The organism is Pseudomonas sp. LTR0, from assembly GCF_036630035.1.
Classification (GTDB): domain Bacteria; phylum Pseudomonadota; class Gammaproteobacteria; order Pseudomonadales; family Pseudomonadaceae; genus Aquipseudomonas; species Aquipseudomonas putida_Y.
Genome location: NZ_CP123734.1, coordinates 3,322,276 through 3,341,426, shown reverse-complemented (window position 1 = coordinate 3,341,426; position 19,151 = coordinate 3,322,276). Strand labels below are relative to the sequence as shown.

The window sequence follows — 19,151 nt, the reverse complement described above, 5'->3', positions numbered from 1 at the left end:
GTTTGTACTGATTGTTACGAAACTGTGGGGCGACATTGGTGTAATACCCTACAGTCTTGCGCAAACGTTTCATGTCAGGGAGTTGGTATGGTTCAGGATATACGCCCCAGTGGTAGTCCGTTCAAGCGGCTGTTCTTCGCCTTGCCGGTCAGCGACGCCCAGCGCCGTGACCTGGCCCAGTGGCGGCGAGGGCTGAACCTGCGCAGCGGCAAACCGGTGCCGGCCGCCAACTTCCACGTCACGCTGCTGTTCCTCGGTGATGTGGATACCGCGCAGGTGCCTGCGATTTGCGCGGCCGTCGACCAACTGGCGCTGCCAGCCTCGGCGCCGCGGCTGTTGCTCGACCGTTTGCAGGTGTGGCAGCGGGCCAGCGCCCTGGTGCTGGAGGCGCAGCAGGTACCGCCGACCCTGTTGCAACTGGTGTACGGTTTGCAGCAGGCGCTGCTGCCGTTGGGGATGGAGGCGGCCAAACGTGAGTATCGACCGCACCTGACGCTGTCCAGGGATTACCGCGGGCAGCCGCCCGAGGCCAGCAGCGCGCCGGAGTTTTACCTCACCGCACGACACTTTACGCTCTACGAGTCGCGCAAGGGGGCTTACTGGCCCTTGGCGCAGTGGCCGCTGGTGGACTGACCTGCAGGGGCCGTCCAGGTCAAGCAACTACACCGGCAAGCTCTGGTAAGGCAATTCATCCCCCGGGCTACGTTCGAACTGGCGCTTGTACTCGCGACTGAACTGCGAGGTGCTCTGATAGCCCACCCGGTGCGCAGCCTGTGCCACGCCCAGGCCTTCGCCGATCAGCATCTGCTGCGCCTTGAGTAGCCGCAAGCGCTTGAGGTACTGCATCGGCGCCATGTCGGTGCAGCGCTTGAAATGTTCGTGGAAGGTCGAAACGCTCATGTTGGCGCACGCAGCCAGCGCCTCCACGCTCAGCGGCTCGCTGTAGTGCTCGCGCAGGTGGGCGAGGGCAGCGCCGATGCGGGCGAAGTGCCCCTGTTGCTCCACCAGTGCCCGCAGCACACCGGCCTGGGGACCCCGCAGGGCGGTGTACAGCACTTCGCGTACACGCGCCGGGCCCAGCACTTTGGCGTCCAGCGGGTCGTGCAGGCAGCGCAGCAGCCGTTCCACGCTTTCGCGCATGGGCGCATCGAGTGCCGCCGATGTCATTGACTGCGGGGTTTGCGCCTGCACTTCAGCGTCCGGTGCCAGGCCCATGCTCTGCACCAGTTCACCCAGCACGCCACGGTCGATGCCCACCGCCACGCCCAACAGCGGCGCCTCGCGGGTGGCGAAGGTTTCGCACATGAACGGCACCGACAACGCCTGCACCAGGTAATGCCCGGCGCCGTACTCCAGGGTGCGCGGCCCCAGGCGCGCCAGCTTGCTGCCCTGGGCCAGGATCATCAGGCTTGGTTCGTAGATCTGCGGGCTGCTGGCCACATAGTGGTCCCAGCTCAGCACCTGCACCTGGGGCAGGTGCGTGGGCACAAAGCCTGGGCGCGTGGCGAGGCTGCGGATCAGTGCGCAAAGCGGCGCATTGGCATCGACGTGACGGGTCAGTTGCATGGTGGACCAAGGGCAGAGAATCAGACAGCTTGATCATCGCAGATTGAGGGCGTGGCGCCAGCTATGGGTTGGCATCTTCGTAGAATCAGGCATGCATGCCGGAGAATCAGCCGTGGGCGAGGCGGCAAACGGCGCGCAGAATGCGTCGCCTGAATCGTTTCACTTCACTGCGAGGCCCTGCATGTATACCGCCATCGGTTACGCCGCTCAAACCCCCACCAGCCCCCTGGCCCCCATGACATTCCAACGCCGCAGTCCGCGCCCGGACGACGTCGCCATCGACATCCTGTACTGCGGCGTGTGCCACTCCGACATCCACCAGGCGCGCAACGAATGGGGCATTGCCGTGTACCCGCTGATGCCGGGCCACGAGATCATCGGCCGGGTCACGGCGGTGGGCGACAAGGTCACCGCGTACAAGGTCGGTGACCTGGTGGGCGTTGGCTGCATGGTCGACTCGTGCCGTACCTGTGAAGCCTGCGCCAAGAATCTGGAGCAATACTGCCTGGAAGGCCCGACCATGACCTACGCCACCCCAGACCGGGTCGATGGCAGCAACACCATGGGGGGGTATTCCAGCAGCATCGTGGTCAGCGAGCACTTCGTGGTGCGCATACCAGCCGGCATGGACCTGCCCAGCGCTGCGCCTATCCTGTGCGCCGGCATCACCACCTATTCGCCGCTCAAGCACCACGGCGTGGGCCCGGGCCACAAGATCGGAATCCTCGGCATGGGCGGCCTGGGCCACATGGGCATCAAACTGGCCAAGGCCCTGGGTGCGGAAGTGACCCTGTTCACGCGCTCTCAGGCCAAGGCCGAGGAAGCGCGCCGCCAGGGGGCCGACCATGTGATCGTCTCCACGGATGCCGAGCAGATGCGCGCCGCTGCCGGCCGTTTCGATTTCCTGCTCGACACCATTCCAGTGCAGCACGACCTCAACCCGTACCTGGAAACGCTGAAGTTCGACGGGGTGCACATCCTGGTCGGCCTGATCGAACCGATTGACCCGGCATTGCATGCGGCCAACCTGGTGATGAAGCGCCGGGTGCTGGCGGGGTCGTTGATCGGGGGGATTGCCGAGACTCAGGAAGTGCTGGACTTCTGCGCCGAGCACGACATCCGCTGCGATATCGAGATGCTGGATATCCGCAACATCAACCAGGCCTATGAGCGGATGATTGCCGGTGATGTGAAGTACCGGTTCGTGATCGACATGGCCACGCTACAGGGCTGATTGATCGGTTGCCTGTACGGGCCTCTTCGCGGGCAAGCCCGCTCCTACACAGGGGTGATGTAGGGCTTGCGCGCGGTGGGGCCCGTACAGGCAGCAACGATGCAGCCGTTTTACCAGGCCATTGGCTTGTCCCAGCCCTTCCAGAACAACCATCGCCGCACCTCGCCGTGCGCCCCGGTACCGATCTGCCACTCGGGCCGCCCGCTATCCAGCGCAATCACCGAAATAACCCCCGCATGGCTCGCCGCCACCAGTGTTTGCCCGTCGGCGCTGATATCCATCGCACTGATGGTCGATCCCAGGTAATGCTGCCAATGCTCCGTACCCTCTTCGCCAAACGCCCGCAGGTAGCCATAGGCATCACCCACAATGTACTCGCCATCGCGCGCTACCCCCGCATACACCCTTGCGCCATCCTGCACCAGCGGGGTACGCGGGTCCTGGCTGTAGTAATCGGTATCCAGCCCGTGCAGGTCTGCCACCCTCACGGCCAGCGTGGCGCCGCTGTAGAAATGGCAGGCATTGACGATCAACTGGTCACCGGCGCGGTTGAACAAGGCAAAGTGTGGGTATTCGCTGCCCGGGCCGATGTGCGCCAGCGGCTTGAGCTGTTCGTCCAGAACAAGGTGCCGGCTGCCTTGCTCACCCACGACGATCAGCCGGCCATCCGCCGACACCGCACCATGCTCCATGCTCAGCCCCAGGCTGATATCGTCCGGGTCGGTGCCCTCGGCCAACTCATCGAGCACGCGTGCTTGCTGTGGCAGCAGGCGGGTCGCACCTTGGGTGGCCAGCACAAAGATACCTTCGGCACTCACCAGCAGCACGCGCTGGCCGTCGGGGAAGGGGATCAGCGCGGTCGGTGTGGGCGGCAGGTCGAACGGCTCGAACGGGTAACCTGGCGGCAACCCCTCCAGCCCCGTGGGCCAGGCCAGACGTTGCACCTGCGGGCCACCCCAGCCATCGGTCACACGCACGCCCTCGGCATTGGCCAAGGCGAAATAGCGCCGCGCCGGGCAGCGGCCAAAGTGTTCGACGCCGATGACCGGGGTTACCCCATGGTGGTCTATACGCACCACCTGGCCCTTGTCGTAAGGCATGCCGATACGTGCCAGCAGGCTGCCATCTTCCAGCAGCAGGACACTGCCGATGCCTTGGCCGTGCGCTTCGAGCAACGGTACCAAGGGCTGGTGCGCGGGTGGCCAGGCCTCACGGAAGGCCTGGCGCTGCAGTTCGTCGACGCCAGGGTGGTTGGCTGCCTGCAGGGCTGCCAGCCAGGCGTCGAGCAGGTGTTCGGTGGCGGGTGCCTGCGGCTCTTCGAGGTTGTCCCAACCGTGCGCACGGCCCTGCGCGACATAGTCGTTGACGGCCTGGGCATAGGCGGTAACTGCCTGCTGCCACTGCTGCTGGGGGGGCTGCTTGTCCATGAGCGGATCGGGCTCCTTGTTGCACACGCGTTTCACACAAAGCGTGCATGGTACTCCTTCTGCCTGCCCTGTGGTTGTGAGGCCCCAGCTTGACGCGTACCATGCCGGGCATTCCTATCCATAACAAAACGTACGTTGGCACCCCTGCAAGCGGGTCGCTGGCGTGCGACTTGTTGCGTTGCCTGCGGAGAAGCAGTTTCCACCCATGAACGAACCCATCCCCACACACCTGCCGCCCACAACGGGCAGCGGCAGCTGGCTGAGCGTCATCGCCCTGGCCTTGGCGGCCTTCATTTTCAACACCACCGAGTTCGTCCCGGTGGCGCTGCTCAGTGACATTGGCCGCAGCTTCGACATGAGCACTGCCCAGGTGGGCCTGATGCTGACCATCTATGCCTGGGTCGTGGCACTGGCCTCGTTGCCCATGATGTTGCTGACCCGCAACATCGAACGGCGGCGTCTGCTGCTGTTCGTGTTCCTGGTGTTCATTGTCAGCCACTTGTTGTCGTGGCTTTCGCAAAGCTTCGCCATATTGCTGGTCAGCCGTATCGGCATTGCCCTGGCGCATGCGGTGTTCTGGTCCATCACTGCCTCGCTGGCGGTGCGTGTGGCGCCGCCGGGCCAGCAGGCCAAGGCGCTCGGCCTGCTGGCCACCGGTACTACCCTGGCCATGGTCCTTGGCATCCCGCTGGGCCGCGTAGTGGGCGAGGCACTGGGCTGGCGCATCACGTTCCTGAGCGTTGCCGGGGTAGCGCTTGCCACCATGCTGTGCCTGATGAAATCGCTGCCGCTGCTGCCCAGCCAGAACTCCGGTTCGTTGCGCAGCCTGCCGGTCCTGTTCAAGCGCCCGGCACTGGTCATTACCTACCTGCTGGTGACGCTGGTCATTACCGCGCAGTTCACGGCCTATAGCTATATCGAACCGTTCGCCCTGCACGTAGCGCAGTTTGGCGGCGACCGTACCACGCTGTTGCTGCTGTTGTTCGGCGGTGCCGGGGTTTTTGGTTCGTTGTTGTTCAGCCGCTACAGCGACCGCTTCCCGCATGGCTTTCTGGTGGGGTCGATCGGGTTGCTCGCCGCGTGCCTGTTGCTGATGTTGCCGCTGTCGGGCAACTTCCATGTGTTCGCAGTGCTGAGCATGTTCTGGGGCGTGGCGATTCTCAGCTTCAGTCTGTCGCTGCAGTCCAGGACCCTGAAGCTGGCGTCCGATGCCACCGATGTGGCCATGGCGCTGTTCTCGGGTATCTACAACATCGGCATTGGCGGTGGTGCGCTGCTGGGCAGTATCGTCAGCAGCCAGATGAATGTGGCGCATATCGGCCTGGTGGGCGGTAGCGTAGCAGTGGTCGGGCTGGTACTGGCCGTTGCCAGTACCCAGCGCTTTCGCGAGGCGCTGACTCGCTGAGCCGAGGCCGTTCAGGCCACTTGCAAGCCAAGTAGCGACTCACGCCAATACTGCAGCCCATGCCGATATCAACAAAACCCCCGCCAACACCTGGTTGAACACCCGCAACCGCCCCGGTGCCTGCAGCCACCGGGCGCTCCCCACCCTCAGCAGCGCCCACGTTGCCATGCTCGGCAGAGCGATCAGCAAAAACACCAGCGCCAACTGCCACACTGGCAACGACGGCGCGGCAAATACCCCGACCACCGCCACGGCCATCAACCACACCTTGGGGTTCACCACTTGCAACGAGGCCGCGCTGAGCGCACTGAAGCCTGGCGCCGTGGTCGTGTGGAGCGGGGCGGCGGCACTGCGCAGCATCTTCCACGCCAGGCTGCTGAGCCACAGCACCCCGGCCCAGCTCATCAGCTGTTGCGCCAGGGGGTAGCGCAGCAGCAGTTCGCCCAGCCCCAGCCCGACGAGCAGCACAATGGCTGCAGCCGCGCCACACGCCGCCACGATCGGCGCCAGGCTTGCGCGCAGGCCCCGGTGGGCGCCATGGGCCAGGATCAACAGGTTGGTCGGCCCCGGGCTGATGCTGGACACCAGGGCGAACAGAATGAAGGGCAACAACGACTGCGACATGGTTCAGGGCTCCGTAAACGCGGAGCACCATGCTCGCTGCCTGCCGGCACTCAGTCTGGAAGGTTTGAGCAGCGCCTGCGGTAGTCAGCCGGGGTCAACTGGTAGGCGCGGCGGAACCAGCGCCCCAGATGGCTCTGGTCGGCAAAGCCCAACGCCACGGCCACTTCAGCAGGTGTCTGACCTTGGGCAAGCAGGCGCCGCGCGCGGGCCAGGCGCAGCTGGATCAGGTAGGCATGGGGTGCAATGCCGAACGCTGCCTTGAACGCACGGGTCAGGCGAAAGCGGTCGATGCCGCAGGCCTGGGCCAGGTCTTCCAGGCCGATGTCGCGCTCCAGGTTGGCGTGCAGGAAGTCCCGCGCACGCTGTGCGGTCAGCGGCAGGCGCGGGTCGGGATTGATGCGGCGGCGCCAGTGCAGGTGACGGGTCAGACAGGCCAGTAAATCGTCCATGGCCGTTTGCCTGACGATGCGCAAGTCCTGATCATGCACGGCCTGGAAGGCCTGGGCGGTGGCCCGCGCCAGACGTTCGTCATGGCACAGGGTGTCGGCAAAGCTGGGCAGGCTGTCGCCTGGCGCGTGCTCGTACAGCGCGCGCAGCTGTTGGTCGAGCCAGGCGGGCTCCAGGTACAGCGTCGAATAGGTGAAGCCTTCTTCGGTGGGCGCCAGGCCATCGTGGATGTCGCCAGGCTCAAGTAAAAACACCTGCCCCGGCGTGCTGCGGTGGCGCACCCGGCGGCAGTTGAACTGCTGCACGCCCTGCTCGGTCACGCCGACCAGGAAGCTGTCGTGCCAGTGGGGGTCATAGGCATGCCCGACAAAATGCGCCCGGACCGACTCGATGCCGGTGTCGGCGTCTTGTTTGAAGTCGATCCAGTTGCTCATGGACGTGTACCGTGGGGTAAATCGCTACCTTAGCGCAACGCCCCCGGCTCAGTCTGGAACGATTGTGCAGCCGTTGGTCAGTGCCCGGGCGCGCAGGGCCTCGAAGCGTTCGCGTAGCCACAGGTGCAATTGCGTCACGGCAGGCGTGAGTTGCTTGCGATGAGGGCAAACCAACGTGAGCGGGGTAGACTCGCCGAGCAATTCGGGCAGGACGATTTCCAGTTCCCCGGCCGCAATATTGGCGCTGACATCCAGCCACGACTTGTAGACGATACCTTCCCCCTGGATGGCCAGGCGGCGGATGACGTCGGCATCGTCACTGACCAGCGGCCCACGCACCTGCACGGTGCGATTACCCAACTGCCACTTGTCGTACACCCGGCTGTGCTGCATGTACAGCAGGCAGGCATGCTGCTGCAGCGCGTCGGGGGTGAGCGGGCGGCCGTGGCGGGCCAGGTAGTCGGGCGAGGCCACCAGTACTCGGCGGTTCCATTCGGCCAGCGGCAGGGCGATGTAGTTGGCATCCTGGTTGAGGCCATAGCGGATGGCCACATCCACAGGGTCGCGGTTGAGGTCGGCCATCTGGTCGGACAGAAAGAAGCGCAGTTGCAATGCCGGGTGGTCGCGGCGAAAGGCGCTGAGCCAGGGCAGCAGCATGTTGCGGCCCATGTCGGAAGGGGCCGACACTTGCAGGGTGCCGCGCAGGCTATTGGGGTTGCCATGCAGATCTTCATGGCCCTGGCGCAGGCTTTCCAGCACATTCAGCGCGGTTGGCAGGTAGCGCTCGCCCTCGGCGGTCAGGCGCAGGCTGCGGGTGGTGCGGGCGAACAGGCGTACATCCAGGTCGCGTTCCAGGCGTTTGATCGCGGCAGCCACCTGGCCCGGCAGCAGGCCTGCTTCATGGGCGGCGGCAGTGAAGCTGCCCAGCACGCTGCTGCGGGCAAACAGTTCGAGGTCGGTGATGCGCAGCATTTTCATTCCAGGGATGAAAGTGTTGTTACATTGTGCCGCTTTTTCTTTTTTGCTGGAAAGATAAGATGCGCGGCACATCCACTGTTCATTCCGGAGTTGTCGCATGGATACCGTATCGCTGGCCAAGCGCCGTTACACTACCAAAGCTTACGATGCCTCACGCCGCATTCCCCAAGCCACTGTCGACGCCCTGCTCGAACAACTGCGCCACAGCCCGTCGTCGGTCAATTCCCAGCCCTGGCATTTCATCGTCGCCGACACGGCCGAAGGCAAGGCCCGCCTGGCCAAGAGCACGGCGGAGGGTTATGCCTACAACACGCAGAAGCTTCTCGATGCCTCGCATGTGATCGTGTTCTGCACCCGTACCGAAATGACTGAAGAACACCTGAACACCGTGCTCGATCAAGAGGCTGCCGATGGCCGTTTCCGTGATGAGCAAGCGCGCGCCGGGCAAAACCAGAGCCGCCGTCACTACGTCAACCTGCACCGCTTCGACCAGAAGGACGTGCAGCACTGGATGGAAAAGCAGACCTACCTGGCGTTGGGTACTGCCTTGCTGGGGGCGGCGGCGCATGGGCTGGATGCCACGCCGATCGAGGGCTTCGACAGCAAGGTACTGGATGCCGAATTGGGCTTGCGTGAGCGTGGCTTTACCAGCGTGGTGATCCTGAGCCTGGGTTACCGCAGCGAGACGGACTTCAATGCCGGGCTGAACAAGTCGCGGTTGCCGGCATCGCAAGTGTTCACCTTTCTGTGAGGTGTCCGGGGCCGCTGTGCGGCCCTGGCACTGCTGGTGGTAAAGCTGGCAAGGCCCTGGCTTCGACCTCCCGCTCCGGCAAACTGGCAACGGCCCGGCATATACCGCATACTTGTCGGCAAATGCCGAAAAGGAGCGTGCCATGCTTGCCGAAGTGCTTCGCGACAACGGTTACCACGAGTATCGGGCGCGCCTGCAGGCGCTGCTGGACATTCCCGAGCTTGCCAGCGACTTCGAAATTCACACCCGCATCACCGATGGTTTTGCCGCCACCTGGTTGGTGAAACTGACCGAACGCGGTGTGCTCACGCCGGTGGAGCGCGACCAGATCATTCCGCTGCGCACGCTCAAATCCCGTATCGAGCGTGACCAACCGCTGACCGTGGATGAGAGCGATCGGTTGTTCCGCTCGGCCCACATCACCGCCATGGCCGAGGCCGTGTTCGGTGAAGCGGGCAAGGCCAAGCGCTGGCTGTCCAAGCCCAAGGAACGCTTCTCGGGGCTGACGCCGATGCAGATGCTCACCACCCAGCAAGGCACCACTCAGGTCGAAGAAATGCTGCTGCAGATTGCCGAGGGCTATGGCCTGTGATTTTGTGGCGAATCAGCGCCTATGCAGACCTGAGCGACACGGGGGGCTTGCGTGTAAGCGGCCGCTGGCACCAGGCGGGTCGGCCGGTGGTGTATGCCGCCACCAGCCCTCCCGGGGCGATGCTGGAGGTGTTGGTGCATCTGGAGATCGACCCCGAGGATTTCCCTACCACCATGCGCTTGCTTCGCATCGAACTGCCTGACACGGTTTCCCAGGCGCAGTTGCCCGCTTTGCAGCCCGGCTGGTCTGCCCAGCCTGAGTTGACCCGTACGCTGGGCAATCGCTTTCTGGATGACTGTTCGGCATTGCTGCTACCGGTGCCAAGCGCGATCATGCCCAGCACTACCAATTACCTATTCAACCCACGGCACCCGCAGGCGCAGAGCGCGAAAATCCAGGTTGAGGATTTCACCCCGGACAGCCGCCTGTTCTAGGGCGTGGTCACCACAGTGCTGCCGATGCTGACGCCAGCACCCGGCCAAACACTTCGAGCGCCTTGTCCACGTCAGCCTCGGTGCTGAAACGGCCGAGGCTCAAGCGCACACTGTTGCGTGCTTGGCGTTCATCCAGCCCCAGTGCCAGCAGCACATGCGAGGCAGCGTTGCTCGCCGAGTTGCAGGCCGAGGTGGTCGACAAGGCCAATTCGCTGGCCAGCGCCGTGCTGTTGAAGCCCTTGCTGTCGATGCACAGGTTCAAGGTATGGGGAATACGTTGCTTGGCGCAGCCATTCAGGGTAACGCCGGGCATGGCCAGCAGGCCTGTGCGCAGGCGTCTTGCCAATTGCTCAAGGCGCTGGTACTCGCTGTCGCCGGGTTGGCCGGCCAAGGCAAAGGCGCTGCCCATGCCAGCGATCTGATGGGTCGCCAGGGTGCCGGAACGCAAGCCTTGCTCATGGCCGCCGCCGTGCATCTGCGCACGCATCAGCGCGCGAGCGCGTGGCCCCACATACAGCGCACCGATGCCTTTGGGCCCGTAGACCTTGTGTGCCGAAAAAGACATCAGGTCCACGGCCATCGTATGCAGGTCGATTGCCAGCTTGCCCACAGCCTGCGCGGCATCCACGTGCAGCAGGGCACCGTGGGCACGCACCTGCTCGCCGATCGCGGCAAAGTCGGTGACCGTACCCAGTTCGTTGTTGACCGCCATCAGCGATACCAGGCGGGTGTCAGCGCGCAACGCTGCCTGTACGCTTGCGGGCTGGATCAGGCCGGCGGCATCCGCCGCCAGGCGAGTAACGGCCCAGCCTTGGCGCTCCAGTTCGGCCACGGTGTCGAGCACGGCCTTGTGTTCCAGCTGGCTGGTGATCAGGTGTCCGGGCTGGCCGATGCCTTGGGCAATACCCTTGAGCGCCAGGTTGTTGGACTCGGTCGCCCCCGATGTCCACACCAGATGCTCGGGTTGCGCACCGATGCACTCGGCCACTTGCTGACGGGCCTGCTCTACGGCGTGACGTGCAGCTTGGCCGAAGGCGTGCCCGCTGGACGCCGGGTTGCCGAAGTTGGCCTGGCTTCCCAGGCAGGCGAGCATGGTTTCGATGACCCGGTCGTCAACCGGGGTTGTGGCGGCGTAATCGAAGTAGAGTGGGGCGCTAGGCATTGAGGCGGGTCCGTGTCAGTGGCCGTGAAATCGGCAATCATTGACGTAAGCGTACCCGCCAGCAGCGCGATATTTTTCACTTCCTTTGGTTCGATTCTCGATGCTTATAGAAAAAAATTCTCTTTCTAAGACATTGCATGGAATTTTCTACTTTTTTGGGTGAGGTGCCATAAATGGCCCCTCGCCAGCTTTTTCAGGCGGGCTCCAGCGCCTTCTCTTCCTCGGCCACCACGCGCTCGCACAATTCGGTGATCTGTTCGCGCATCCAGCGGTTGGCCGGGTCCTGGTCGGTGCTTTCATGCCAGTACAGGTGCGTTTCCAGTGCAGGCACCTCCACCGGCAGCGCCTGATAACGCAACTGATGGCGACGGGCGAAGCGCTCGGGAACCGTCATGGCCATGTCGGTCTGCTGCAACACCTGCGACGCCATGAGGTAGTGTTGCGAACGCAGGGCGACCTTGCGTTGCACACCCATCTTGCCCAGCGCCAGGTCGACGTAACCCAGGCCGTTGCGTCGGCTGGAAATATGGATATGGGTCATGCCCAGGTAGCTGTCGAGGGTCAGCTTGCTGTCGGCCAGCGGGTGGCCCTGGCGCAGGGCGCAGACATAGCGGTCCTGCATCAGTTTGATGTGGCGCACCTGCGGGTCGGTGTTCAGTGGCGCGTCGATGGCAAAGTCCAGGCGGCCGGCCGCGAGTTCCTTGGTGGTCTCGCGGCGCTTGCACAGGAAACTCTCGATCATTACCGCCGGCGCCAGGCGGCGCAGGCGCTGGAACAGCGGCGGCAAGATGACCGCTTCGGTCAGGTCGGTCATGCTGATGCGGAAGGTCTTGTTGGCCTGCTGCGGATTGAACGTGCGGCTTTCCTGCACCGAGGTCCGCAGCAGCGCCAGTGCGTTGCGCACCGGGCCGATGATGTTCTGCGCCATGGGTGTGGGCACCATGCCTTGCGCGGTGCGCACGAACAGCGGGTCATTGAAGGTTTCGCGCAGACGCGACAGGGCATTGGACACTGCCGGCTGAGTAATGCCGACGATCTGCCCGGCGCGGGTCAGGTTGGCTTCGGTGTAGATCGCATCGAACACGATGAACAGGTTGAGGTCGACCTTGCTGAGGTTCATGGGCGCCGCTCTTTGTTGGAGTTATCGGTCGATCATATATCGGTTATGAATGTTTATACACGCGGAAAATAGACTAGGTGTATGGAGCCATGCTGCTCTAGGCTCTGCTCCACGTACTCCGAACTGTGAAGGTAGCCCTGATGGATTTCGCCTATTCACCCAAGGTCCAGGCACTGCGCGAGCGTGTCACTGCGTTCATGGACGCCCATGTCTACCCTGCCGAAGCCGTGTTCGAGCGCCAGGTCGCCGAGGGTGACCGCTGGCAGCCCACTGCAATCATGGAGGAACTCAAGGCCAAGGCCCGCGCCGAAGGGCTGTGGAACCTGTTCTTGCCAGAGTCGGAATACGGCGCCGGCCTGAGCAACCTGGAGTACGCACCGCTGGCAGAGATCATGGGCCGCTCGTTGCTCGGGCCGGAGCCGTTCAACTGCTCGGCGCCGGACACCGGCAACATGGAAGTGCTGGTGCGCTATGGCAGCGAGGCACAGAAACGCCAGTGGCTGGAGCCGCTGCTACGCGGCGAGATCCGCTCGGCGTTTGCCATGACCGAACCGGACGTGGCCTCCTCGGACGCCACCAACATGGCTGCTACCGCCATACGGGACGGTGACGAGTGGGTAATCAACGGCCGCAAGTGGTGGACTTCCGGCGCCTGCGACCCGCGCTGCAAGGTCATGATCTTCATGGGCCTGTCCGACCCTGAAGGCCCACGCCACCAGCAGCATTCCATGGTGCTGGTGCCGACCGACACGCCGGGCGTGAAGATTGTCCGCCCGCTGCCGGTGTTCGGTTATGACGATGCGCCCCATGGTCATGCCGAAGTCCTTTTCGAGAATGTGCGGGTGCCGTACGAAAACGTGATCCTTGGCGAAGGCCGCGGCTTCGAAATTGCCCAGGGTCGACTGGGCCCAGGCCGTATCCACCACTGCATGCGCTCGATCGGCATGGCCGAGCGCGCGCTGGAGCTGATGTGCAAGCGCTCGGTGGAGCGTACTGCCTTTGGTCGGCCACTGGCACGCTTGGGCGGCAACGTCGACAAGATCGCCGACTCGCGCATGGAGATCGACATGGCCCGGCTGCTGACGCTCAAAGCGGCCTACATGATGGACACCGTCGGCAACAAGGTGGCCCGTAGCGAGATCGCCCAGATCAAGGTGGTGGCGCCGAACGTGGCATTGAACGTGATCGACCGGGCTATCCAGATACATGGCGGGGCAGGGGTAAGCGGCGATTTCCCGCTGGCCTACATGTATGCCATGCAGCGCACCCTGCGCCTGGCTGACGGGCCGGATGAAGTGCACCGGGCCGCGATTGGCAAGTACGAAATTGGCAAGTATGTGCCGGTGGAGATGTTGCGTAGCGGGCGGTGAACGCGTCAGCCTGCCCCGGCCCATTCGCGGGTGAACCCGCGCCTGCAGTGATTGCGCAAAGTCCTGCAACTTGTAGGACGTATCTGAATTTTGGCTGATGCCACTTGTATCTCCCTTGCTGGTGATAGGTTTCCAACCTGAGTCAAGTACAGGGAGTTCATATATGCGCGTCAATCTAGAGGGAAAAGGTCAGGCGGTAGATGGCGATATCACCACAACGGGTGCTGTCTGTATTGCGACCGGGGCCGGCTACCTAGACGAAGGCCGAATGGTGCTCCGTGAAGGCGACCACACCACGCCATGCCCTCTTTGTGGGCAGGCGGGAACTGTCGCCGAAGGTGTGGATCACTTTATTTCAGATGGCCAGCGGGTGGCTATGGATGGTGCGTTGGTTGTCTGTGGCTGTTCGCCGGGCACCAACCGGGTAGTCGCGCCCTTGTATGAGGCTCCGCCGTCCATGCACTCCATTGCAGGGCGTGCCAATACCCACGCTGCCGAGCTGTCACCCACCTTCAACCCCGAGCGCTTCTCCCAACCGGTAATAGGTGCACTGCCTGGCACGCTGGAGCCTGGCTTCTACGTGGTTCCACGACGCATGTCGTTTCCCCAGATACTGCTTCAACTGGCCGGTCACGATTCCACGTTGCCGATCTCACGGTTACAGCGGCTCAACCCCACGTATGCGCAAGGGTTCAAAGCTGGGGAAATTTTCGTTATCGGTGATTCTGACAATGGAAATGCCTGCACGCGCGAAGAGGGAGAGCTTATGGCGGCGGCGCAGCATGCGCGGCGTGCGCTGGAAGCACTCGACTACGTCGAAGCGGATTTCATGATGCAGCACCAGGCCGAAATCGCCGGCTTGCTCAGCAACGCCAGTCTGTCCATGGGCGTGGGCAAGGACATGCTGGATCAAGGCTTGAAACAAGTAAGCAATACCTTGACCAGCATCGAGCAATTGCACCAGCGTGAGTTCATGCACAATGGCCATTTGAATAGTCCGGGTTTCTTCGCCGAGCGCAGGCGGTTGTTGCAGCAACTGGATGGCCAGTTGAAAGCGGCGTTGCTTAATAAGCAACTGAATCTGGGGAGCTATGAGCGGCTGAAGAAGAGCTTGCGTATCTCTACCAAGAGCCTGGTGCACCATTGGTCGAAAGCGGGCGGACCGGGGCAAATTCCGGGGTATGCGACACATCTTGAGAAGGTGGCGCGGTTAAGTAAGTACCTTCAATACGGAGGGTATGCAGCGATTGGGCTGGGCGGGACCTCGTCTTATCTGAAAGTAAAAGAAGTCTGTCGGGCCGGGGAGACTCGTGCTTGTCGAAAGGTTCGGTTTACTGAAGCGGGAAATTTTGCAGGAGGTCTAACGGGAGGGTTGGTAGGCGCCTCTGGTGGAGGTGCTGCAGCAGCTGCGTTATGCGGTATTTTTGCGGTGGGTACCGGTGGGTTTGGTGCAGTGTGCGGGATTGCGATCGTTGGCGCCGCCTCTTCTGCAAGCGCTATTGGTATTGGCGCCCTCGGAGAGCGGACCGGTGAATTCCTTCATGAGGTGACTGATGATTGACTTTGACAATTGGTCCCCATTGTTGCAAATAGTATTCCTGAGTGCGCCTTTCGTCCTGGGCCTTGCGGGGATCGCTATCAATGTGAAAATTGCTTTGTCGAGTGATTTTGATGTCGCCCTTTCAGCGATCACGAGCAACCCCTATCTTGAGCAGATGAAACCCGTATGGGGCGGACGAAACCTAAGGCATCGATGTCTACTGATGAGTACAGTAAGCGCTTTGGTCACATTCCCAAGGCTACATTTACGCCTCGGATGGTTGAACGAAGCGGAGCTTGACAATTTCCCCCCAAAGTTGAGGCGATATATGGGAGCAGCCCTTTGGCTGATCTTGATTGCCTCACTTTGGGGAGCGGTTGGTTACTTCATCATCAAGCAATGATTGCAACTCAGACCCGCAACTGTGGGTCATTCTTCTTTTGTCCCGTTGTTTTCTTATCGTTAGCTGCTTTTTCTATCGTCTTTTCGTCTTTATTCAACGTCTGCCCCCGCGTCTTGATCAACGAAATCACCACCCCACCCAGCAACAACCCGAATGTCACGCCCAGTGACAGCAGCGCCGGCACCTTGCCCACCATGCCGTGGTAGAAAATCTTGCAGCCAATGAAGATCAACACCAGTGCCAGTGCGTACTTGAGGTAGACGAACCGGTGCATCAGCGCCGCCAGCGCGAAATACAGCGAGCGCAAGCCGAGGATGGCGAAGATGTTGGAGGTGTAGACGATGAACGGGTCCTGGGTGATGGCGAAGATCGCCGGCACGCTGTCGACGGCAAACACCAGGTCGGCCAGTTCGATCAGTACCAGTGCCAGAAACAGCGGGGTGGCATAACGCAGCGCCTTGCTGTGCCCGGCCGGGGTGTGGCGTACGAAGAAGTGCGAGCCATGGATCTGGTCGGTAACCCGCATGTGCCGCCGCACGAACTTGAGGATCGGGTTGTTGGCCAGGTCCGGGCGGCTGTCTTCCTTCGACAGCGCCATTTTCACCCCGGTAAACAGCAAGAAGGCACCAAAGATGTACAGCACCCAGGCAAAGTTCTGTACCAGCGCCGCGCCCACGCCGATCATGATGGCCCGCAGGAACACCACGCCCAGGATACCCCAGAACAGCACGCGGTGCTGGTAGCGGCGGGGGATGGCGAAGTAGCTGAAGATCATCGCCATGACGAACACGTTGTCCATCGACAGCGACTGTTCGACCAGGAAACCGGTGTAGAACTCCAGCGCCGACTGCGCACCCAACTGGTACCAGACCCCCGCGCCGAACAGCACACCGACACTGAAATAGCCCGAATACAGCAGCAGGCTCTCGCGCATTTCAATTTCCCGGTCGTGGCGGTGCAGCACGCCCAGGTCGAGCACCAGCAAACCGATGACGATGGCCATGAACACCAGCCACAACCAGGCGCTGGTACCGAGGACAGGTGTTGTGAGGAATGCTTGCAGAGCTGTCATGAGCCCCTCCTTGAATGTCGACGTTGCATGGCAACAGTGATCCGACATGGCGGCTTGGCAGCCGTCAGAGGGGCCCGGTATCACATGAGCTTGAGCCTAGACCCGTTTGCCTGTGGTGCCGAATGGGTAGCTGTTACATTTCTTTGCCGGTGCAGCGCTCAAGCCCGCAATCCTTTGCTCAGCCCTTTCCCTTCTATTAAATAACTCCGGTTATAGCCAAAACCAATCGAAAGCATGAGCTTTGCCAATGAGCCTTCAGCGGGATGATTAGTTAGGATTCTATCCATCAACTGATTCCAACCCCATGAAGGAGCTTCTCTCATGCCAATCATCAACAGCCAGGTCAAACCCTTCAACGCCACCGCCTACCACAAAGGCGAGTTCGTTCAGGTCAGCGAAGCCGATCTGAAAGGCAAGTGGTCTGTCGTGTTCTTCTACCCGGCCGACTTCACCTTCGTTTGCCCGACCGAGCTGGGTGACCTTGCTGACAACTACGCCGAGTTCCAGAAGCTGGGCGTGGAAATTTACGGTGTTTCCACCGATACCCACTTCACTCACAAAGCCTGGCACGACACTTCCGACACCATCGGGAAGATCCAATACCCGCTGATCGGTGACCCGACTCACGTCATTTCGCGCAACTTCGACGTGCTGATCGAAGAAGCCGGCCTGGCCGACCGCGGTACCTTCGTGATCAACCCGGAAGGCCAGATCAAGATTGTCGAGCTGAACGACGGTGGTGTAGGCCGTGATGCTGCCGAACTGCTGCGTAAGGTCAAGGCTGCCCAGTACGTTGCCGCTCACCCAGGCGAAGTGTGCCCGGCCAAGTGGAAAGAAGGCGAAGCCACTCTGGCGCCGTCGCTGGACCTCGTAGGCAAGATCTAAGGTCATGCCCATAACGCGGGCGGTAAGCAGCCGCCAAAGCTGAAATACCTACCGCCCCGTCAAACGCCCGGGCGACCTCGCCTGGGCGTTTTTGTATCCGAGTTTTGAAAAAGGAATCGCCCGTATGTTGGACGCCACGCTTAAATCGCAACTGAAAACCTACCTGGAGCGGGTCACCCAGCCGATCGAGATCGTTGCCTCCCTCGACGACGGCGCGAAGTCCCGCGAATTGCACGACCTGCTGGTGGAAATTGCCGGCCTGTCGAACCTCATTACCTTCAGCGCGGACGGTACCGATGCCCGTCGCCCTTCGTTCTCGCTGAACCGCCCGGGTGCCGATATCAGCCTGCGTTTCGCCGGCATCCCCATGGGCCACGAGTTCACCTCGTTGGTGCTGGCGCTGCTGCAAGTCGGCGGCCATCCGTCAAAGGCCAGTGCCGAAGTGATCGAGCAGATCCAGGCCCTGGAAGGCGAATTCAGCTTCGAAACCTACTTCTCGCTGTCCTGCCAGAACTGCCCGGACGTGGTCCAGGCGTTGAACCTGATGGCGGTACTCAACCCCAACGTGCGGCATGTTGCCATCGACGGTGCGCTGTTCCAGGACGAAGTGGAATCGCGCAAGATCATGGCGGTACCGAGTATCTACCTCAACGGTGAAGTGTTTGGTCAGGGCCGTATGGGCCTGGAAGAAATCCTTGGCAAGATCGACACCAACGCCGGCGCCCGCCAGGCCGAGAAGATCAACGCCAAGGATGCCTTTGACGTGCTGGTTGTCGGTGGTGGCCCCGCTGGCGCCGCTGCTGCCATCTACGCTGCCCGCAAGGGCATCCGCACCGGTGTTGCCGCCGAGCGCTTCGGCGGCCAGGTGCTGGACACACTGGCCATCGAGAACTTTATCTCGGTGCAGGAAACCGAAGGGCCGAAGCTGGCCACGGCGCTGGAAGAGCACGTCAAACAGTACGACGTCGACATCATGAACCTGCAGCGCGGTGAAGCGCTGATTCCTGCTGCCGAGGGCGGTCTGCACGAAGTGCGTCTGGCGGGGGGCGCTTCGCTGAAGGCCAAGACTGTGATCCTGGCCACCGGCGCCCGCTGGCGCGAAATGAACGTGCCAGGTGAGCAGGAGTACCGCGGCCGCGGCGTGGCCTACTGCCCGCACTGTGACGGCCCGCTGTTCAAGGGTAAACGCGTGGCGGTGATTGGCGGCGGCAACTCGGGTGTGGAGGCGGCCATCGACCTGGCCGGTATCGTCGCCCAGGTGACGCTGATCGAGTTCGACAGCCAGCTGCGTGCCGATGCGGTGTTGCAACGCAAGCTGCACAGCCTGCCGAACGTTAACGTGATTACCAGCGCGCTGACCACCGAGGTGCTGGGCAATGGCGAGAAGGTGACCGGCCTGCGCTACAAGGACCGCACCACGGATGAACAGCACGAAGTGGCACTGGAAGGCATCTTCGTGCAGATTGGCCTGTTGCCCAATACTGACTGGCTGAAGGGCACCGTCGAGCTGTCGCCGCGTGGCGAAATCATTGTCGACGCCAAGGGCCAGACCAGCATCCCCGGTGTGTTTGCCGCCGGTGACGTGACTACCGTGCCGTACAAGCAGATTGTCATTGCGGTGGGTGAGGGGGCCAAGGCATCGCTGGCGGCCTTTGACCACCTGATTCGGACTTCGGCACCGGCGTAAGCCTGTACCGGCCCTTTTCG

At 62.2% G+C, this 19,151-nt stretch carries 19 protein-coding genes; 11 read left to right on the top strand and 8 right to left on the bottom strand.

Translation table 11 applies throughout. From position 1 onward, the window contains the following. Positions 1-87 precede the first annotated feature (87 nt). Positions 88-633: an RNA 2',3'-cyclic phosphodiesterase gene (gene thpR / locus QCL51_RS15450; protein WP_021782805.1), complete on the top strand. Its 546-nt coding sequence runs from the start codon at positions 88-90 to the stop codon at positions 631-633. A gap of 27 nt (positions 634-660) precedes the next feature. On the opposite strand, the gene QCL51_RS15445 is transcribed toward thpR, so the two are convergent. Beyond that, complete coding sequence (locus QCL51_RS15445) at positions 661-1,566, bottom strand: AraC family transcriptional regulator (RefSeq protein ID WP_103444106.1); 906 nt, start codon at positions 1,564-1,566, stop codon at positions 661-663. Positions 1,567-1,747: 181 nt separating this feature from the next. Here QCL51_RS15445 and calA point away from each other — a divergent pair, with 181 nt between their 5' ends. Beyond that, on the top strand, positions 1,748-2,800 hold the full coding sequence (calA, locus tag QCL51_RS15440) for a vanillin reductase (RefSeq protein WP_101196128.1): 1,053 nt from the start codon (positions 1,748-1,750) through the stop codon (positions 2,798-2,800). A 110-nt stretch (positions 2,801-2,910) separates the two neighbouring features. Here the strand turns inward: calA and QCL51_RS15435 are convergent, their stop codons facing one another. Beyond that, positions 2,911-4,227, bottom strand: a complete 1,317-nt coding sequence (locus QCL51_RS15435) for a hypothetical protein (RefSeq protein WP_021782802.1) — start codon at positions 4,225-4,227, stop codon at positions 2,911-2,913. A gap of 205 nt (positions 4,228-4,432) precedes the next feature. On the opposite strand from QCL51_RS15435, the gene QCL51_RS15430 reads away from it, so the two are divergent. Then, positions 4,433-5,632 (top strand): sugar transporter, encoded by a 1,200-nt coding sequence (locus QCL51_RS15430; RefSeq protein WP_021782801.1) that lies wholly within the window; start codon positions 4,433-4,435, stop codon positions 5,630-5,632. Between the two features lie 39 nt (positions 5,633-5,671). Here the strand turns inward: QCL51_RS15430 and QCL51_RS15425 are convergent, their stop codons facing one another. Genes QCL51_RS15425 through QCL51_RS15415 form a run of 3 tightly spaced genes read right to left on the bottom strand, consistent with a single transcriptional unit; the run spans position 5,672 to position 8,109 of the window. Then, positions 5,672-6,256: a LysE family transporter gene (locus QCL51_RS15425; protein ID WP_338443670.1), complete on the bottom strand. Its 585-nt coding sequence runs from the start codon at positions 6,254-6,256 to the stop codon at positions 5,672-5,674. Positions 6,257-6,306: 50 nt separating this feature from the next. Then, a complete protein-coding gene (locus QCL51_RS15420; RefSeq protein WP_101196125.1) occupies positions 6,307-7,137 on the bottom strand; it encodes an AraC family transcriptional regulator in 831 nt (276 codons plus the stop codon). Between the two features lie 48 nt (positions 7,138-7,185). After that, the gene (locus QCL51_RS15415; RefSeq protein WP_101196124.1) at positions 7,186-8,109 is read right to left on the bottom strand and encodes a LysR family transcriptional regulator; all 924 of its coding nucleotides are present in this window, start codon (positions 8,107-8,109) and stop codon (positions 7,186-7,188) included. Positions 8,110-8,212: 103 nt separating this feature from the next. Here QCL51_RS15415 and nfsB point away from each other — a divergent pair, with 103 nt between their 5' ends. The 3 genes from nfsB (at position 8,213) to QCL51_RS15400 (ending at position 9,892) form a co-directional block, all read left to right on the top strand. Beyond that, positions 8,213-8,866, top strand: coding sequence for an oxygen-insensitive NAD(P)H nitroreductase (gene nfsB, locus QCL51_RS15410; RefSeq protein ID WP_338443667.1), 654 nt, complete (start codon positions 8,213-8,215; stop codon positions 8,864-8,866). Positions 8,867-9,008: 142 nt separating this feature from the next. Further along, positions 9,009-9,458 (top strand): antitoxin Xre/MbcA/ParS toxin-binding domain-containing protein, encoded by a 450-nt coding sequence (locus QCL51_RS15405; RefSeq protein WP_003250525.1) that lies wholly within the window; start codon positions 9,009-9,011, stop codon positions 9,456-9,458. Next, positions 9,455-9,892 (top strand): RES family NAD+ phosphorylase, encoded by a 438-nt coding sequence (locus tag QCL51_RS15400; RefSeq protein ID WP_338443665.1) that lies wholly within the window; start codon positions 9,455-9,457, stop codon positions 9,890-9,892. Before QCL51_RS15405 ends, QCL51_RS15400 begins: the two co-directional genes overlap by 4 nt. 7 nt (positions 9,893-9,899) lie before the next feature. Here QCL51_RS15400 and QCL51_RS15395 read toward each other — a convergent pair whose 3' ends face one another. Further along, positions 9,900-11,054, bottom strand: a complete 1,155-nt coding sequence (locus tag QCL51_RS15395; RefSeq protein WP_101196122.1) for an aminotransferase class V-fold PLP-dependent enzyme — start codon at positions 11,052-11,054, stop codon at positions 9,900-9,902. Between the two features lie 193 nt (positions 11,055-11,247). Continuing rightward, a complete protein-coding gene (locus QCL51_RS15390; protein WP_021782796.1) occupies positions 11,248-12,174 on the bottom strand; it encodes a LysR family transcriptional regulator in 927 nt (308 codons plus the stop codon). 140 nt (positions 12,175-12,314) lie between these two features. Between QCL51_RS15390 and QCL51_RS15385 the strand changes: the two genes are divergently transcribed. The 3 genes from QCL51_RS15385 to QCL51_RS15375 all read left to right on the top strand — a co-directional run bounded on the left by QCL51_RS15385 (position 12,315) and on the right by QCL51_RS15375 (position 15,487). Continuing rightward, complete coding sequence (locus QCL51_RS15385; RefSeq protein WP_020192828.1) at positions 12,315-13,544, top strand: acyl-CoA dehydrogenase; 1,230 nt, start codon at positions 12,315-12,317, stop codon at positions 13,542-13,544. A gap of 163 nt (positions 13,545-13,707) precedes the next feature. Next, a complete protein-coding gene (locus QCL51_RS15380; RefSeq protein ID WP_338443662.1) occupies positions 13,708-15,105 on the top strand; it encodes a PAAR domain-containing protein in 1,398 nt (465 codons plus the stop codon). Then, positions 15,098-15,487: a hypothetical protein gene (locus tag QCL51_RS15375; RefSeq protein WP_338443661.1), complete on the top strand. Its 390-nt coding sequence runs from the start codon at positions 15,098-15,100 to the stop codon at positions 15,485-15,487. The genes QCL51_RS15380 and QCL51_RS15375 overlap by 8 nt, the downstream gene beginning before the upstream one ends. A gap of 7 nt (positions 15,488-15,494) precedes the next feature. Here QCL51_RS15375 and QCL51_RS15370 read toward each other — a convergent pair whose 3' ends face one another. Continuing rightward, positions 15,495-16,559: a TerC family protein gene (locus QCL51_RS15370; RefSeq protein WP_028697912.1), complete on the bottom strand. Its 1,065-nt coding sequence runs from the start codon at positions 16,557-16,559 to the stop codon at positions 15,495-15,497. 321 nt (positions 16,560-16,880) lie between these two features. On the opposite strand from QCL51_RS15370, the gene ahpC reads away from it, so the two are divergent. Further along, entirely contained in the window at positions 16,881-17,444 is a 564-nt protein-coding gene (gene ahpC, locus QCL51_RS15365) for an alkyl hydroperoxide reductase subunit C (RefSeq protein ID WP_004375926.1), read from the top strand. Between the two features lie 124 nt (positions 17,445-17,568). Continuing rightward, positions 17,569-19,131, top strand: a complete 1,563-nt coding sequence (gene ahpF / locus QCL51_RS15360; RefSeq protein WP_274148392.1) for an alkyl hydroperoxide reductase subunit F — start codon at positions 17,569-17,571, stop codon at positions 19,129-19,131. The last annotated feature ends 20 nt before the right edge of the window (positions 19,132-19,151 follow it).

Coding starts and splice junctions, on each gene's coding strand:
- thpR (WP_021782805.1), top strand. CDS start 88: ATGGTTCAGGATATACGCCCCAGTGGTAGTCCGTTCAAGCGGCTGTTC.
- QCL51_RS15445 (WP_103444106.1), bottom strand. CDS start 1,566: ATGCAACTGACCCGTCACGTCGATGCCAATGCGCCGCTTTGCGCACTG.
- calA (WP_101196128.1), top strand. CDS start 1,748: ATGTATACCGCCATCGGTTACGCCGCTCAAACCCCCACCAGCCCCCTG.
- QCL51_RS15435 (WP_021782802.1), bottom strand. CDS start 4,227: ATGGACAAGCAGCCCCCCCAGCAGCAGTGGCAGCAGGCAGTTACCGCC.
- QCL51_RS15430 (WP_021782801.1), top strand. CDS start 4,433: ATGAACGAACCCATCCCCACACACCTGCCGCCCACAACGGGCAGCGGC.
- QCL51_RS15425 (WP_338443670.1), bottom strand. CDS start 6,256: ATGTCGCAGTCGTTGTTGCCCTTCATTCTGTTCGCCCTGGTGTCCAGC.
- QCL51_RS15420 (WP_101196125.1), bottom strand. CDS start 7,137: ATGAGCAACTGGATCGACTTCAAACAAGACGCCGACACCGGCATCGAG.
- QCL51_RS15415 (WP_101196124.1), bottom strand. CDS start 8,109: ATGCTGCGCATCACCGACCTCGAACTGTTTGCCCGCAGCAGCGTGCTG.
- nfsB (WP_338443667.1), top strand. CDS start 8,213: ATGGATACCGTATCGCTGGCCAAGCGCCGTTACACTACCAAAGCTTAC.
- QCL51_RS15405 (WP_003250525.1), top strand. CDS start 9,009: ATGCTTGCCGAAGTGCTTCGCGACAACGGTTACCACGAGTATCGGGCG.
- QCL51_RS15395 (WP_101196122.1), bottom strand. CDS start 11,054: ATGCCTAGCGCCCCACTCTACTTCGATTACGCCGCCACAACCCCGGTT.
- QCL51_RS15390 (WP_021782796.1), bottom strand. CDS start 12,174: ATGAACCTCAGCAAGGTCGACCTCAACCTGTTCATCGTGTTCGATGCG.
- QCL51_RS15385 (WP_020192828.1), top strand. CDS start 12,315: ATGGATTTCGCCTATTCACCCAAGGTCCAGGCACTGCGCGAGCGTGTC.
- QCL51_RS15380 (WP_338443662.1), top strand. CDS start 13,708: ATGCGCGTCAATCTAGAGGGAAAAGGTCAGGCGGTAGATGGCGATATC.
- QCL51_RS15375 (WP_338443661.1), top strand. CDS start 15,098: ATGATTGACTTTGACAATTGGTCCCCATTGTTGCAAATAGTATTCCTG.
- QCL51_RS15370 (WP_028697912.1), bottom strand. CDS start 16,559: ATGACAGCTCTGCAAGCATTCCTCACAACACCTGTCCTCGGTACCAGC.
- ahpC (WP_004375926.1), top strand. CDS start 16,881: ATGCCAATCATCAACAGCCAGGTCAAACCCTTCAACGCCACCGCCTAC.
- ahpF (WP_274148392.1), top strand. CDS start 17,569: ATGTTGGACGCCACGCTTAAATCGCAACTGAAAACCTACCTGGAGCGG.